Raw genomic sequence first — 15935 nt, 5'->3', positions numbered from 1 at the left:
GTCGGACGTCACTGCGTTTGCGCTTGCTTGTATTCGTACGACTATGACTCTTGCGGCTATGGCGCGAAGTCGCCGTCTATATCTTGCGGACCAGCTCTTGCCGAACCGTGTCAACTACGTCGTTCCAGCGGCCCGCAGCCGATTGCCGGAACAGACGCGCACTCGGATACCACGGGCTGTCGTTACGCTCGCGCATCCAACGCCATTCACCGAGATGCGGCAGCAGAATCCACACGGGGCGATTGAGCGAGCCCGCAAGGTGCGCCACTGCGGTGTCGACCGAGATCACGAGATCGAGCGACTCCATCAGCGCAGCCGTATCAGAGAAATCACGAAGGTCCGCATCGAAGTTCCGCAACGGCGACGCTTCGAGCACGGTGAGATCGCGTCCACGTACGATTTTCTGCAAGTTGATCCATTCGATATCGAGGTCTAACAGCGGCGACAGCGTCGCGAGTTCCATCGAACGGTTGCGGTCGTTTTTGTGCTCAGGATTGCCCGACCACGCCACGCCTACCCGCATGCGGCGTTTCGCGCCCAACGTTTCGGCCCACTTCGACATCAAGTCGGGATTCGCGTGAACATAAGGCGTATCGGCGGGGATGTTCGACAGCTCTGTCTTCAATGCGAACGGCAGACTAAGCAGCGGACACTGAAAGTCATGCAGCGGCAGCGGATCGCCGAGCGCGATCACCTGCGCAGCGCCCTGCAACGGCGCAAGCAGCGAGCGCAACGCGGGCTGCACTTCGAGCACGACCTGCGCACCCATGTCCGCAAACCGTTCGACGTAGCGGCAAAACTGCAGCGTGTCGCCAAAGCCCTGCTCCGCGTGAATCAGAATCGTGCGGCCTTGCAGCGGCTGCTCGCCAGTCCAGCGCGGCTGCGCAAACCTGCGGCGGTTGTACTCGGACTTCGGATCGCGTAAGCGCCACTCGTATTTCGGCCAGCCGTTCGCGAAGTCGCCCTGCACCAGATGAATAAAGCCCTGCCCAAAGTGCGCATCCGCGTAGTTCGGATCCAGCGCAACTGCCTTGTCATACGCTTGCAGCGCGGCATCAAGGCGATTTGTTTCGAGCAATACATTGCCGCGGTTGAACCAGGCGATCGGATACTTGGGGCTGACAGCGATCGCACGGTCATACGAGTTCATCGCTTCTTCATAGCGATGCAAGTCTTGAAGCACATTGCCGCGATTACACCAGGCTTCGGGGAAGTTCGCGCTACCGGCAAGCGCTGCGTCGTAGCTCAGCAGCGCTTCTTCATGCCGTTCGATGTGGCGCAATGCCGTGCCACGGTTGCAGAGCACGTCTACAGCGCCGGGTTCGAGTTCAAGCGCGCGTTGGTACGCGTGCGCAGCCTCTTCATAGCGCGTCAGATGCAGCAGCGCATTGCCGCGCGCGGCCAACGCCTTCGCATGATTCGGCTCCAGCGCAAGCACACGGTCGCACCGCTCCAGCGCTTCTTCCGCTCGCCCAAGCCGCTCAAGCGCCACTGCGCTGTTGTAGATCGCTTCGACAAAATCCGGCCGCGTCGCAATCGCTTCGTTGAAGCTCGCGAGCGCCTCGCGCGCACGCCCCAAGTCGACTAGCGTGCGCCCACGCGCCGACAGAATATCGGCATGGTTCGGAACAATCACCAGCGCGCGATCGTAGTTCTGTAGCGCCTCCGCATTGCGCTGCAAATCGCGCTGCACATTTGCGAGGTTGTAGAACGATTCGAACGATCTCGGATCGACGGTCAGCGCGCGCTGGTAGCTTTCCACCGCATCCTGCAGCCGTCCCAGTGCGCGCAACGCGGCGCCGCGATTGCATAACGCATCGAGCGTCAACGGCGACACGGCAAGCGCGCGGTCATAGCCGGCCAACGCCTCGTCGTATCGGCGCATGCCCATCAGCATGTTGGCGCGACGGATCAGCGTCTGCACGTGGTTGTGATCCAGCTGCAGCGCGCGATCCAGTTGTGCCATGCCTTCATCGGCTTTGCCGTTCGCCGCCAGCACCGCGCCCAGATCTGAAATCGGGTTGACTGCGTCGGCAAGCGCTACCGACTGCCGAAGCAACGCTTCCGATACCGCTGCATTGCCACGCTGAAATTCCAGCACGCCAAACAGATGAAGCGCTTCCGCATAGTCGGGATACACCGCGAGTGCGGCCTGATATTCGCGAGCGGCATCGTCGAACTTGCTGGTGCCGTGCAGATCCCTGCCCCGTGAGAAATGCGCGGTGGCCTGGCGCCGTGCCGCATCCGTCGGTACGGACGCGCCCTCGCGCGTGCCGGTTGGGTGAACGACCTCCATGCCCGCCTCCTGATCCTGTCCTGTTGAGACACAGTGAGCACAGACCAGCGCGAACCGTATGCCGCTTCCCGATCTGAGCAATCAGACTAGCGGACAGGGAGTAACACCCGTGTGACGAATGTTACGGACCATTTTGCCGCGCATTGGAGAGGCGCATGGAGACTTGCTGTCACATTGCTTTAAAGCATTTTTTAGCCGCTATGCGAGCGCACCGCTCAACGTTGTGGGCGGTTTCGATGCGATATGACAGAAGGCAAAATTGACACGGGTGATTGGACAACGCGCGACTGCGGATTGGACCATTGACCCAATGGTTCGCCGCGGCTACAGAGTGTCGCCGCCGCTACTGGCCGATCGGAAGCGTGCGGACGAACTCGACGGGAGACGCACCCATCGTCACCGTAAAGCGGATGCCGCGCGGCAGCGGCAAACCGACCGACGTACCGTTGCTCACGCCATGTACCTGGAGAAATCGCGCATAGGTGCTGTCCAGCACCTTCTGATCACCCGTCCACCCCACCTGCGGCACCCACACCGCAAGCGTCATCCCGCGCGCCCGATCGCTCGCCACCACGCTCGCAAAGTCATCCATATGATGCAGCGCATCCGCAAGCTGCGACAGCGACGACAACGGCTGCGACGCACTGCGCATCAACTGATGACCTTTCAGCTGATACCGTACCACCTGCACCTGTGTAGGCGAATTACCGACACCCAGGTGCCGGATCAGCACAAGCTCATCGCGCCGAATCCTCAACGGCGGACCAAACACCTCATCCGGCGTGACGAGGTTGATCATGTCGAACTGCAATTGGGAAAAGTAACGGCCCAGGAGCCGCGTTTCAGCAAGATTGGAAGTCACATCGTCACGTCCGCGCACGGTCGCATCGAGTCCTCGCCATGCAAGGACGGCAATCACCGCGAGCAGCGCGATCGCCACGAGCATTTCGATCAGCGTGAAGCCGGATGCGCGTGCAAGGGCACGCCGTGGCCTAGTGGCGCGCCTCATCCTGCACCACCGTCACAACCTCAGCCAACACCCCCCGACTCGCAGCCGACGGATAAACACTCACCGTCACCTGCCTGACAATCGGACTCGGCATCACCGTCACCACCTGCCGGCAAACAAACCGATAAGCCCCTTGCGGACAAGCAAACGTCTTTTGCCCCGGCTCTGGCCAGGCCGACGTAATACGCAATTCGCTCAACGCGTTATCCGCGCTCCACAGCGCAAGCAGATGCGCCCTCGCCGAATCCGTATCCGCCGCAAGCGATCCAATCGCCCGCAGCACCGCGCCCATCGCGATCGCCACAATCGCCAGCGCAATCAGCACTTCGATCAGCGTGAACCCTCGAACGGTCTCATCAAAGCTCATCACCGACCGACGGCCCTGGCCACAGCCGCCACCACGCCGCACACACCCCGCACCACCACCCCCTGGCTTCATCCGCATCGCTCGCTTATGTCGAATCGGTGGAGTCTCATCTCATCGCGAGTCCGCTCAAATAACAAACACCCCGAACCCGATGCCTGCTCCCCGCGCCCGCAAAGGAGAACCCGCGAATGTCCAAGCGAACTTAGCCGATTCTCGTGGCGAATGCGTGTCGGATTGTGTGTACCTTTTTGCCACCTCCTTGCGACGTCTTTCGATACATCGCTTCGCACCGTCGCGCGTGCGAACCCTGTATCGCCCGGATCCCGTATTTCCTCACCATTGAGCGCCATTGATGAGCATGTGCCCACCTGCTCCTGGTGCAAAAGCCTTTCATTCATTCAACAACTTCACGTCCGCGCGTTCACTTCATTTCTTAGGAATAAAGCTTCTCCAGATGCTGTTTTGTGTGTGCTGCACATTGCATAGGCTTGCTACGCGATGCGCCGCGATAGTGCCACCCCCGTATCGGCGCACATGGTTAGGCATGCGTGCAAAGTTTTTGCGCCGCGAAAAACCGTTCATGCCCAGAACAACCTCAACAGGAGCTCCACGTGATAACTCGCAAAACCCTTCTCGCTCTCGCGCTCGCAGCATCGGCCGCTATCGTCGTCGCCGCCTGTGGCGGAGATGACAACCCGCCGCCTGCCACGCAAACCTTCAACGAAACGCTGCTCGATTCCGATGGCAGCATTGTCGCCACCAAGGCCGACCCGGACCTGCAGAACGGTTGGGGCGTCGCCTTCAACCCCACCGCAACGATGTGGGTCTCCGATAACAACACTCAAAAAGCCTCACTGTTCGACGGCAACGGCAACATCCAGTCGCTAGTCGTCTCGATGCCGGACGGCACGAACGGTCCCGCCAGCCCGACCGGCATCATCTTCAACCCGACCACCGACTTCATGATCAGCGCCAATGGCGGTGCGCCCAACAAGGCCGTGTTCATCTGGGCGACATTCGCCGGCACGATCACCGCGTGGTCGCCCAACGTGCTGCCGACCGAAGCCGTGACCGCATTCGACGATGCCGCAGGCGGCGCGAATTACAAGGGCATCACGATGGTGAACGTGAACGGCCAGAATCGCCTTTACGCAACGGACTTCCACGGCGCGAAGGTCGACATGTTCGACGCGCAGTTCCAAAAGATCCAGCCCTCCGGCCAGTTCGTCGACCCCAACATGCCAGCCGGCTTTGCGCCTTTTGGCATCCAGCACCTCGGCAATAGCGTGTTCGTCACCTACGCGCAGCAGAACGCGGCGAAGGCGGCTCAGGTTACCGGTGACGGCCTCGGCGTGCTTGACGAATTCGATCTGAACGGCAACTTCATCCGCCGCATCGTCAGCAACGGCGGCGTGCTCAATGCGCCGTGGGGCATGGTGCTCGCGCCGTCGAACTTCGGCCCGCTGTCGGGCATGATGCTGGTCGGCAACTTCGGCTCAGGCTTTATCGAAGTCTTCAACCCGACCACCGGCCAGGATATGGGCAAGCTCATGCTCGGCAACGGGCAGCCGTTCTTGCAGACGGGCCTGTGGGGCATGAGCTTCGGCAACGATGTCGATAATCAGCCGAGCAATACGCTGTTCTTTGCCGCCGGTCCGAGCAAGACAACAGGCGTATTCGGCCGCATCGACCTGTCGACTCAGTAACCGTTGTTCCACGATGCTGCCGCGCGCGCTCCATTCAATGCATCAATTCGTGAATGAGTAGTTCGCGCGCAGCATCGTCTCGAGATGTTCGCCGTAGGTCTTCGGCTGCGGCGTGCAATCGCACCTCGGTTCCGGCATCGACGTCAGCGGCATCACGCGCGTGTTCAATTCGCAATCGTAGAAGAAGCCGATCGAATAGCGCGATTGTTCCCGATGGTTGAGCACGCGGTGCGGCGTCGCCGTGAAGAGGCCGTCGCTCCAGGCCTCCATGATCTGCCCCGTGTTCAGCACGAGCGCATGCTCGATGGTCGGCACGTCGAACCAGCTGCCGTCCGCCGCCTTGATCTGCAGGCCGCCCACGTTGTCCTGCGCGATAAAGGTGAAGCAGCCGTAGTCGGTATGCGGCGCCGAGCCGAACTGGTCAGCCTCGCGGTTCGGCAGTGCCGGATAGTGCAACAAACGCAAAATCGGATTCGGCCGCGCAAAGTAGCGGTCGAGACCGTCGTGCTGCAAACCGAGCATGCATGAAAAACAGCGGACCACCGCGTGCGCGACGCGCGACATCGCCGCGCGATAGCGTCGCACCGCGATTTCGAACTTTGCATCTCGCGGCCATACCTGATGGCCGCCGACCGCCGAACGCGCCCACTGTTCGCGCAGGCCCTCGTCGAGTTCATCGAGCACGATAAACGACTCGCTGTGATTCGGCTTGCGCGCGGAGCCCAGCGTCGAGCGGATCAACGTCGACGTGTTGAGCGGCAGGTAGCCGCGCAGATTCGCGCCATAGCGATACGCGAGTTTCTGCTCGAGCGGCAGCGCGTAAAAGCGCGCCGATGCGGCAAACACGTCGTTCATCATCCGCGGCGGTATGCCGTGGCCCGTCAGGATCGAGAAGCCCACCGTCGTGTGAGCTTCGTACAGTTTGTCCTCAACGACTTCCCAGCCTTCCGGGTCATCTTCAAAGAGCGCGGAGATATCGATAACCGGTACCAACATGATGCCTCCCGTTCGGGTTGCTCAAACTCATTCAACAACCGCATTGCGGCCAACGTTGAGGCTTATCCTAAATGCTGAAAATGAGCGAAGAATGAGGGATTCATGCGCCGCTTCGTCAGTTCGGGAAAGCGCGACCGCCCTTCGCCTCATGAGCGAAGCGGCGTCGCGCAAAAGGCCATAAATAGATTCAAGCGCTTTCGAAGGACATCGCGCTAACCGCCACGACGCCAGTCGTGGCTCAGCCGACTTCTAAGGAGCATTTGATGAGCGGAATACTCAAGCACGCCGATGGCTCGATCGTCGAGCTGCGCACGGTTAAGCGTTTTATCAATTCATTTGCGGGCCAGTCGCTTTTGCCCGGCGATTCGGACTACGACACTGCACGCACGCTGTGGAATGCGAGCATCGACAAGCGGCCGGGCCTCATCGCGCGCTGCGGATCGACAAACGATGTCGTGCGTGCCGTGCAGTTCGCGCGCATCAACAACCTGCTTGTTGCAGTCAAAGGCGGCGGACACAACGTCGCAGGCCGCGCGCTGTGCGACGACGGCCTCGTGATCGATCTTTCGCTGATGAAACAGGTCAGCGTCGACGCCCCTTCGCGTACCGTCACCGTCGAGGCGGGCGCGCTGCTCGAAGACGTCGATCGCGAAACGCATCCGCATGGTCTCGCGGTGCCGGCCGGCGTGGTGTCGAAAACCGGGGTCGCGGGCCTTGCGCTCGGCGGCGGCGTCGGTTGGCTCGCGCGCAAATACGGCCTGACTTGCGACAGCCTGCTCTCTTGCGATGTCGTCAGTGCTCAAGGCGAGGTGCTGCAGGTGCATGACGCGTCGCATTCGGACCTGTTCTGGGCGCTGCGCGGCGGTGGCGGCAATTTTGGCGTCGTCACGTCGTTTCGGTTTCGCGCGCATCCGGTTTCGACCGTGCTTGGCGGCATGATCGCTTATCCGCGCAGCGAGGCTGCAACCGTGCTGCGCTTTTATCGCGACTTGATGCAGACCGCGCCTGAAGAACTGACGGCCTACGCAGGCCTCATCACGACGCCCGAAGGCGCGCCGGCGGTAGCCATCATGATGTGCTATTGCGGCAGCCTCGAAGCAGGCGAGCCGATCGTTCAATCGCTAAGAGCCGTTGCGCAGCCCGTATTCGAAGCGATACAGCCGATGCCGTTTCCAGCGATGCAAAAACTCGCCGACGCGACGCACCCCGACGGCCTGCACAACTACTGGCGCTCGACGTTCGTACGCGAATTGAGCGACGCCGCCATCGATGTGATCGTCGAGCAAAGCAACGAGGCGCCGTCGAACCTCAACGCGGTGCTCGTGCAGATCTTCAGCGGCGCCGTCAACAAGGTCGATGCAGCCGCTACCGCATTTCCTCACCGTAACGCGGGCTTCAGTATCGGCATCGAAGCGAAGTGGGTCGACGCGGCGCAATGTTCGCCGAATATTGCGTGGGCTCGCGGCTTCTCGGATGCGCTCAAGCCGCATTCGAGCTACACCTGCCTCGTAAATTTCCTCGGCGACGAAGGCGCAAGCGAAGTTCGTGCCGCGTTCGGCAGCAACTATGAACGGCTCGTCGATGTAAAGACGAAATACGATCCCACCAATTTCTTCCGGCTCAATCAGAACATCAGGCCGCGCATGTAGTGCCCGGGCGCCGGCGGGTTGCCGGCGCTTGCTCGTCTTGTATGCGCCGCGGGCGGCCACCTATACTGGGTGAACAGTGAACAGGCTCACCATCGAACCATCGAGTCTGCTCAACACTACGTAGAACCGCCCGACGGAGGACACGCGCATGCAACGCGAAGCCTTTACCGAAGCGCTTGCCAAAGAGGGATTCACAGAATTCGTCACCGTGCAGTACGAAGCCGGTGCGCGTGAAGAACACGCGCATCCGTTCGAAGCGAAGGCGCTGATTCTTGCCGGCGAAATTTACATCCGCGTTGGCGACGAAGAACGCCTCTACAAAACAGGCGATGTTTTTCATCTGCCGGCCAATATGACGCATACCGAACGTTACGGTCCGCAAGGTGTGACGTTTCTCGCCGGGCGCAAGTAACGCGGTGCGTTGCCGGGTACCAGGCGTCAATTGCACGAAGCACGCACGGGCATAATGAGGCTTTCGCGCACGCGACCTCAAGGAGACCGCTGTCATGGCACACGGCGAGCACACGTATCACGTCACGGTGGAATGGATCGGCAATAAAGGCACCGGCACATCGGCCTATCGCGACTACAGCCGCGATCACACGATTCGTGCCGGCAGCAAGCCCGACATTCCCGGTTCGTCGGATGCCGCGTTTCTCGGTGACGCGGCGCGCTGGAGTCCGGAAGATCTCGTCGTCGCGGCGGCCTGCGCATGTCACAAGCTGTGGTATCTGCATTTGTGCGCCGAAGCGGGAATCACGGTGCTCGCTTATGTCGACGATGCGCAAGGCACGATGCTCGATAGCCCCCAACGCGGCAGCTTCACGGAAATCGTTCTGCGCCCGCGCGTCACGATACGCGCGGGCGACGATCGCGAGCGTGCCGAACATCTGCATCACACCGCACACGAAAAATGCTACGTGGCGAATTCGGTTAACTTCCCGATTCTGTGCGAGCCGATTATCGAGTTCGCGCCGGCCTAGCTTCGGCCGGCTTGGTGCGCCGCTTAGTGCGCGCTTAATGCACCGTTAGTGCGACCCGTCGTGGCCGTGACCATGCCCGTGATCGTGTCCATCGCCGTCATCGTCCTGATCGTCGGTCACAAAGCTGCACACGTTGTTGTGCCCATGGCCATTCGAATCATCGAAGCGGCCGCGGTCCGCCAGCTGCTGCGGCACATAGTCGGGCAAGTCGCTCTTATCCATCGCAAACACAAAGAACTGGTTCGGGTTCGGCACGCCGTTCGGATGCAGGCTGTCCGTCACCGTGCCGAGAAAGTCGTTGTCGTTCGCAATCAGGAACGTGTGTTTGCGCTCGCCATGCACGGTGATGTCCGGACCGAACGTCAGGCTCTCGAGCTTGGCGGGAATTTCGGTCGCCTTGAAGCCGTGCTTCGTCAGCACGTCGACCACATCGAGAAACAGCGTCTTTTGCAGCGCGAGCGGCTTGAGGCCGTCCTGGCCGCTTGCCTGGCTCACGTCCTGCGCGCCGTCCAGATCGACGCGAAACACCTTCTTGAACACCGCTGCTGAATCGTCGCCGAGACCGTGGCCATCGCGTTCATCCATCAGCAGCACGTGATCGTTCACGGCCACGACGTCGCTGATGGTCGGGAAGTTCGGCTTTGCGGCGGTGCCGATATTCGTGAGCGGATATGCGTATTGCTGTGTTCTGCCGGTTCGCAGATCGATCTTCAGAATGCGCGTGAATCCGCCATTGGTGCCGCCGTCCTGCAGCAGCGGGCTTTGCATCGCGCCAAACAGCGTCTTGCCGTCCGGCGAGATCGCCAACCCTTCCATGCCCTTGTTTGCCACGCGGCCCGACGTGTTGTCGGCAATCTCCGTGTTACCGACCGGGCTCAACAGCGATACCGCAAACGAATTCGGCACCTTGATCACATCGATGCGGCGCCCCGTTCTACGATCGAACTGATAGATGTACGGACCGTACTCGTCTGAAATGTAGATGCTCTGCCCGTCGTTCGCGACGCGAATGCTTTCCGGGTCGAGCCGCGCATCGAGCGGATTCGTCGACAGGTGCGTCGGATCGAAGTTGTCCGAGCGGCCGGTGAAGTAGTTCGTGTGATCGGCCTTGTTGAGCTTCGGTGCGCCGTTCGGCACGTTCTCAGCCGCGCCATTGCCGTACACGAGGTGATCCGACGTATGGAGCAGCGTCGTGTCGACGAGCTTCGGCGTCGCGACGAACGGCAGATCGGAACCGGCCGGCGCGTGCGACAGGGTGAGGTTCAGCGTCTGGAAGCGATTGATATACGACACGGTGTCGTCGATCGCCGGGTTGAATGAAATCGCATTAGGGCCGCGGTCGGGAACTGCCATAAACGTATTGCAACCGGCAAAGGTCATGCCCGAGCCGATACCGCCCAACAGGTTACCGGGCACCTTGTTTTCGAGCGGCGCCGAGGTTTCGCGCGAGAGGTCGCTCATGGTGCCGCTAAGCTGACCCGTGGCGATCAGGTCGACACCGGCATAAGCCGTCGATGTTGCAAACACTGAAGCGATAAGCGTCAACGCAAACGATCTGGATTTCGACATCGAGTGTCTCCTTCGAGGTGCATGGTCAGAAGATGCGGCACCGCACGCGCAGCGCCGCGAGAACGGAAGACCTTTATGGATAGCCGTCGAAATACTCGGTAGTTTTCATGTCACGCAGGTGACATTTCAGGCCGGAAACCCGCTCGTAGCGCGGGTTTCGGGGGAACTGGGCGTGGCCCTTCGTTGATTAGGACATGCATTCGTCCTAATCCTCTTTTTATGAAAAGGCCGCCTTAAACCGGAAACGAAGTGGTCGACAGGATTTCGCGCAGCGCGATGAACGATCGTATCTGCCGCACGCCAGGCAGATAGAGCAGCTTCTCCGCATGCAGCTTGTTAAAGCTGTCGTTATCGCGCGTGCGGATCAGCATGAAATAGTCGAATTCACCGGTTACCACGTGGCATTCCATGCAGCCCGGTACTTTTTGCGCGAGGCGCTCGAACTCCTCGAAGGACTCCGGTGTCGACCGGTCGAGTACGACGCCGATCACCACCAGCATGCCGGCATCGAGCCGCTTGGGGTCGAGCAACGCCACAGTCGAACGGATATAGCCGGCGCTTTTTAACCGCTCGACACGTCGCAAACAGGCGGGTGCGCTGAGATTCACCTTCGCCGCAAGCGCAACATTCGAGATCGAAGCATCGCGCTGGAGCTGCCGCAGAATCGCGCGGTCCACGCGATCGATCGCAACGCTTTCCTGCTGGCTCGCCGCGCGAAGAGAAGGTTTTTTCATTGCGTCAAATTGTCCGATCACGAAATTTCGTTAAGCAAATTTGCTGCAACCCGTCTTTAACCTACGCATCAGCCATTATTTTTGCAAGCTCATTTTTAAGGCGATTCCATAGCATGTAGACCATCGTCCCCTAAAGAACGAAGGAGCCCGGCATCATGAACCTGCGACGTTTTCCGCGTTACCCGCTGACCTTCGGTCCGACGCCCATTGTTCCGCTGAACCGGCTAAGCGCGCACCTGGGCGGCAAGGTCGAGCTCTATGCGAAGCGTGAAGACTGCAATAGCGGCCTCGCTTTCGGCGGCAACAAGACGCGCAAGCTCGAATACCTGATTCCCGAGGCCCTGGAACAAGGCTGCGACACGCTCGTGTCGATCGGCGGCATCCAGTCGAATCAGACGCGCCAGGTCGCGGCCGTTGCCGCGCATCTCGGCCTCAAGTGCGTGCTCGTGCAGGAGAACTGGGTCGACTATTCGGATGCCGTGTATGACCGCGTCGGCAATATCCAGATGTCGCGCATCATGGGCGCGGACGTGCGGCTCGTCGCGGACGGTTTCGATATCGGCATTCGCAGGAGTTGGGAAGACGCGATGGAGAGCGTGCGCGCCGCCGGCGGCAAGCCGTTTCCGATTCCGGCCGGCTGCTCCGAGCATCCGCTCGGCGGGCTCGGCTTCGTCGGCTTTGCGGAAGAAGTGCGGCAGCAGGAAGAAGCGCTTGGTTTCAGGTTCGACTATGTCGTCGTGTGCTCGGTAACAGGCAGCACGCAGGCGGGCATGGTAGTCGGCTTCGCGGCCGATGGCCGCGCGCGCCGAGTGATCGGTATCGATGCATCGGCGACACCTGAAAAAACGCACGCGCAAATCACGCGTATCGCGAAGCATACGGCGGAGATCGTCGGCCTCGAACAGTCGATTAGCGAAAACGACGTGATTCTCGACACGCGCTTCGCGGGCCCCGCATACGGGCTGCCCAATGAAGGCACGCTCGAAGCGATTCGCCTATGTGCGCGCATGGAAGGCGTGCTCACCGATCCGGTCTACGAAGGCAAGTCGATGGATGCGATGATCCAGATGGTGCGCAACAACGAATTCCCCGCGGGTTCGAAGGTGCTGTATGCGCATCTTGGCGGCGTGCCCGCGCTGAACGCGTATAGCTTTTTGTTCCGCAACGGCTAAGCGGCGAATTCCTGTTTCTCTGCATCACAAGGCCGGCCAATAACGCAAACTCAACGCAAGGAACCGATAAAAAAGCCGGCCTTTTCGTTCCTACGCCAGCAGGCGTAGAGAACCCCTGTCGATCATGGGTTCACAGCAAACCAAGGTATTCCTCCGGCATACATCGTTCCGCACGACCGGGACGTTCGTATAGCTATCCCGCCGTTATCGCGTGCGGTATCGTCAATGCTCTCCCTGGCATTCGTTCGCGCCCGCGCACTCAATGCAGCCGGTTCCCCTGAATCCGCGCGCTGCGCATTCCGTGCGAACTCAGCAGTCACTTCATCCAGCCTTACGCCCGCAGCAGGTTTTCATCGAAAGGAGCAAAGCGATGAGCAACGTCCGCACGGAATCCGACAGCATGGGAGAAGTCTCTGTCCCAGCCGATAAGCTATGGGGCGCGCAGACGCAACGCTCGCTCGAGCACTTTCGCATCGGTCACGATCTGATTCCGCGAGAAATGATCACCGCCTACGCGACGCTCAAGAAAGCGGCCGCGAACGCCAATCTCGCCGGCAAGCGGCTCGACCCCGCCGCGCACAAGCTGATCACGCAGGCGTGCGACGAAATTCTCGAAGGCCAGCATCACGACATGTTTCCGCTGCATGTCTGGATGACGGGCAGCGGCACGCAGTTCAACATGAACGTCAACGAGGTGATTTCGAACCGCTGCTGCCAGCTTGCGGGCACGCCGCTCGCCAGCAAGCATCCGGTGCATCCGAACGACCATGTGAACATGTCGCAGTCGTCGAACGACTCGTTTCCTACGGCGATGTACATTGCGGCAGCCGTCAACACGACGCAGCGGCTCATTCCCGCCGTGCGTGAGTTGCACGACGCGATCAGCGCCAAGGCCGCTGAGTGGATGGACATCGTGAAGATCGGCCGCACTCATATGCAGGACGCGACGCCGCTTACGCTGGGGCAGGAATGGTCCGGTTATGCGGGCATGCTCGAAGACAATCTCGTGCGGCTCGATAGCGCCTTGCATGGCGTCTATTGCCTCGCGCTTGGCGGTACCGCGGTCGGCACCGGCATCAACGCGGCCCCCGGCTTCGCGGAAGCCGCCGCCGCGGAAATCGCGAAGCTCACCGCATTGCCGTTCGTCAGCGCACCGAACAAGTTCACCGTGCAAGGCGCGCACGATGCGCTGATCCACCTGTCGGGCGCATTCCGAACGCTCGCCGCCTCGCTATACAAGATCGCCAACGATATCCGCCTGCTGTCGTGCGGACCGCGCGCGGGCTTCGCGGAACTGCTGATTCCGGAAAACGAACCGGGCTCGTCGATCATGCCGGGCAAAGTCAATCCGACGCAGGCCGAAGCCTTGACGATGATCGCCGTGCAAGTCATGGCGAACGATGTAGCGGTCGGCTTCGGCGGCGCCGGCGGCTATCTCGAGATGAACGTCTACAAGCCGTTGATGATCTCCAATATCGCGCAGTCCATCACGCTGCTCAGCGACGGATGCACGAATTTCCGGCGCTTCCTTGTCGAAGGCACGCGGCCGAACACAAAGAAGATCGACGAATACGTCGAACGGTCGCTAATGCTCGTCACCGCGCTCGCACCGGTGATCGGCTACGACAAGGCGTCGAAGATCGCGCACCACGCGATGGAACACGATCAAACGCTCAAGCAGGCCGCGCTCGAACTCGGCTTTGTCAGCGAGGAAGAATTCGACCGCGTGGTCGATGCCCGCAAGATGGTCAAGCCGTATGTCGCTACCGAACAGTGAGGAACTCTCGATGAACCCGCAAAGCACGCTTACCGGTTACGAACTTCTACGCTCGCCGCAACTGAACAAGGGCATGGCATTCACTCAAGCCGAGCGGCTCGCCCATCACATCGAAGGGCTGTTGCCGCCGTGTGTCCGCACGCTGGAACTGCAGGTCGCGCGCGTGCATTCGGAACTGTCGCACCTCGATAACGACCTGCAGAGATACCTGTATCTGTCCGACCTGCAATCTCGCAACGAAACGGCGTTCTATGCGACGATCATGTCGGACCCATCGCGCTTCATGCCGATCGTCTACACGCCGACCGTCGGCGAGGCGTGCCAGAAATTCGATCACGTCTATCGCGGCGCGCGGGGCATGTATCTGCCGATCTCGGCGCGCGGCCGCGTGAAGGAACTGCTGCAAAACTGGCCCGAAGACGATGTGCGCTTTATCGTCGTCACTGATGGCGAGCGCATTCTCGGCCTCGGCGATCTCGGCGTGGGCGGCATGGGCATCCCGATGGGCAAGCTCTCGCTTTACACCGCCTGTGCGGGCGTGCCGCCGCAATTCTGCATGCCGGTGGTGCTCGACGTCGGCACCAACAATCACGAATTGCTCGAAGATCCGCTCTATCTCGGCCTGCGTCACGAACGGGTGCGCGGCGACGACTATTACGCGTTCGTCAACGAATTCGTCGAATCCGTTCAAGCGCTGTTTCCTAAATGCTGCATCCAGTGGGAAGACTTCGCGAACTTCAATGCGGTGCCGCTGCTCAATCGCTACAAGGACAAGCTCTGCACGTATAACGACGATATCCAGGGCACGGCCGCCGTCGCATTGGCGGGCATTTTCGGCGCGCTGCGTATTTCCGGGCAAAAGCTTGCTGAGCAGCGCTTTCTGTTTTTGGGCGGCGGTTCCGCGGCAACCGGCATCGCGGAGTTGATCAGCGAAGCGATGACGCTGGAAGGACTCACGATCGATCAGGCGCGCGCGCGCCACGCATTGTTCGATGTACACGGCCTGATCGAGAAGTCGCGCAGCGATCTTGCGGATTTTCAGAAGCCGTTCGCGGTGGACCATGCGCCGCTCAACTCATTCGTCGAGGCGGTCAAAGCGTTGCGGCCCACGGGCATTATCGGCGTGAGCACGGTGCCGAAGCTTTTCAACCAGCAGGTGATCGAAGCGATGAGCGAAATCAACGAGCGGCCGATCATCTTCCCCTACTCGAACCCGACGTCGCGTTCAGAATGCACGGCCGAAGAGGCCTACAGCTGGTCGAACGGCAACGCGATCTTCGCGAGCGGCAGTCCGTTTCCACCGGTCACGCTACACGACGGCCGCACGTTCGTGCCGGGGCAAGGCAACAACGTCTATATCTTCCCGGCGATGGGCATGGCCGTGTATGCGACCGAAGCGAAGCGCGTCACAGAGGAGATGTTTATCGTCGCGGCAAAAGCGGTGGCCGAGCAGGTCACCGACGAAAGCCTCGAGACCGGGCTGATCTATCCGCCGCAAGCGAAGATTTTCGACGCATCGCTGCATGTGGCCGCGCGCGTGGCCGAACATATCTTCGAGAAAAACCTCGCGCGCGTGCCGCGGCCCGACGATATCGAAAGCTATATCAGGGAACGTGCTTATAAGCCGGTGTATTCAACCTGACGGGAAAGAAGCACTCCGATGCGGCGCGCGGTTTG

13 protein-coding genes are annotated in these 15935 nt (G+C 60.6%); 7 read left to right on the top strand and 6 right to left on the bottom strand.

The features are described 5' to 3' along the window. Positions 1–76: 76 nt before the first annotated feature. The 3 genes from KZJ38_RS24350 to gspI form a co-directional block, all read right to left on the bottom strand. On the bottom strand, positions 77–2296 hold the full coding sequence (locus KZJ38_RS24350; protein ID WP_219802249.1) for a tetratricopeptide repeat protein: 2220 nt from the start codon (positions 2294–2296) through the stop codon (positions 77–79). A 343-nt stretch (positions 2297–2639) separates the two neighbouring features. Next, positions 2640–3305, bottom strand: a complete 666-nt coding sequence (locus KZJ38_RS24345; protein ID WP_219802248.1) for a PulJ/GspJ family protein — start codon at positions 3303–3305, stop codon at positions 2640–2642. Beyond that, a complete protein-coding gene (gene gspI, locus KZJ38_RS24340) occupies positions 3289–3672 on the bottom strand; it encodes a type II secretion system minor pseudopilin GspI (protein ID WP_219803599.1) in 384 nt (127 codons plus the stop codon). Before gspI ends, KZJ38_RS24345 begins: the two co-directional genes overlap by 17 nt. A 611-nt stretch (positions 3673–4283) precedes the next feature. Between gspI and KZJ38_RS24335 the strand changes: the two genes are divergently transcribed. Beyond that, complete coding sequence (locus KZJ38_RS24335; RefSeq protein WP_219802246.1) at positions 4284–5378, top strand: TIGR03118 family protein; 1095 nt, start codon at positions 4284–4286, stop codon at positions 5376–5378. Positions 5379–5420: 42 nt separating this feature from the next. Here the strand turns inward: KZJ38_RS24335 and KZJ38_RS24330 are convergent, their stop codons facing one another. After that, positions 5421–6374 carry an isopenicillin N synthase family dioxygenase gene (locus KZJ38_RS24330; RefSeq protein ID WP_219802244.1) on the bottom strand — a complete coding sequence of 318 codons (954 nt, stop codon included), beginning with the start codon at positions 6372–6374 and terminating at the stop codon, positions 5421–5423. Positions 6375–6637: 263 nt separating this feature from the next. On the opposite strand from KZJ38_RS24330, the gene KZJ38_RS24325 reads away from it, so the two are divergent. The 3 genes from KZJ38_RS24325 to KZJ38_RS24315 all read left to right on the top strand — a co-directional run bounded on the left by KZJ38_RS24325 (position 6638) and on the right by KZJ38_RS24315 (position 9006). Then, entirely contained in the window at positions 6638–8023 is a 1386-nt protein-coding gene (locus KZJ38_RS24325) for an FAD-binding oxidoreductase (RefSeq protein ID WP_219802243.1), read from the top strand. A 148-nt stretch (positions 8024–8171) separates the two neighbouring features. Beyond that, positions 8172–8435 (top strand): cupin domain-containing protein, encoded by a 264-nt coding sequence (locus tag KZJ38_RS24320; RefSeq protein ID WP_219802242.1) that lies wholly within the window; start codon positions 8172–8174, stop codon positions 8433–8435. Positions 8436–8529: 94 nt separating this feature from the next. Beyond that, complete coding sequence (locus tag KZJ38_RS24315; protein ID WP_219802241.1) at positions 8530–9006, top strand: OsmC family protein; 477 nt, start codon at positions 8530–8532, stop codon at positions 9004–9006. Positions 9007–9051: 45 nt separating this feature from the next. Here the strand turns inward: KZJ38_RS24315 and KZJ38_RS24310 are convergent, their stop codons facing one another. Beyond that, positions 9052–10575: an esterase-like activity of phytase family protein gene (locus KZJ38_RS24310; RefSeq protein WP_219802240.1), complete on the bottom strand. Its 1524-nt coding sequence runs from the start codon at positions 10573–10575 to the stop codon at positions 9052–9054. Between the two features lie 233 nt (positions 10576–10808). After that, positions 10809–11309, bottom strand: coding sequence for an Lrp/AsnC family transcriptional regulator (locus KZJ38_RS24305; protein ID WP_219802239.1), 501 nt, complete (start codon positions 11307–11309; stop codon positions 10809–10811). A gap of 155 nt (positions 11310–11464) precedes the next feature. On the opposite strand from KZJ38_RS24305, the gene KZJ38_RS24300 reads away from it, so the two are divergent. From KZJ38_RS24300 to KZJ38_RS24290, 3 genes are all read left to right on the top strand, one after another. Next, positions 11465–12481, top strand: coding sequence for a 1-aminocyclopropane-1-carboxylate deaminase (locus tag KZJ38_RS24300; RefSeq protein WP_219802238.1), 1017 nt, complete (start codon positions 11465–11467; stop codon positions 12479–12481). 370 nt (positions 12482–12851) lie between these two features. After that, positions 12852–14258, top strand: coding sequence for a class II fumarate hydratase (gene fumC / locus KZJ38_RS24295; RefSeq protein ID WP_219802237.1), 1407 nt, complete (start codon positions 12852–12854; stop codon positions 14256–14258). Between the two features lie 10 nt (positions 14259–14268). Then, positions 14269–15900, top strand: a complete 1632-nt coding sequence (locus KZJ38_RS24290) for an NAD-dependent malic enzyme (RefSeq protein WP_219802236.1) — start codon at positions 14269–14271, stop codon at positions 15898–15900. Positions 15901–15935 lie beyond the last annotated feature (35 nt).

This window comes from Paraburkholderia edwinii (genome assembly GCF_019428685.1).
Classification (GTDB): domain Bacteria; phylum Pseudomonadota; class Gammaproteobacteria; order Burkholderiales; family Burkholderiaceae; genus Paraburkholderia; species Paraburkholderia edwinii.
Note: the sequence above shows the minus strand (reverse complement) of the source record. Positions and strands in the feature narration are given on the sequence as shown.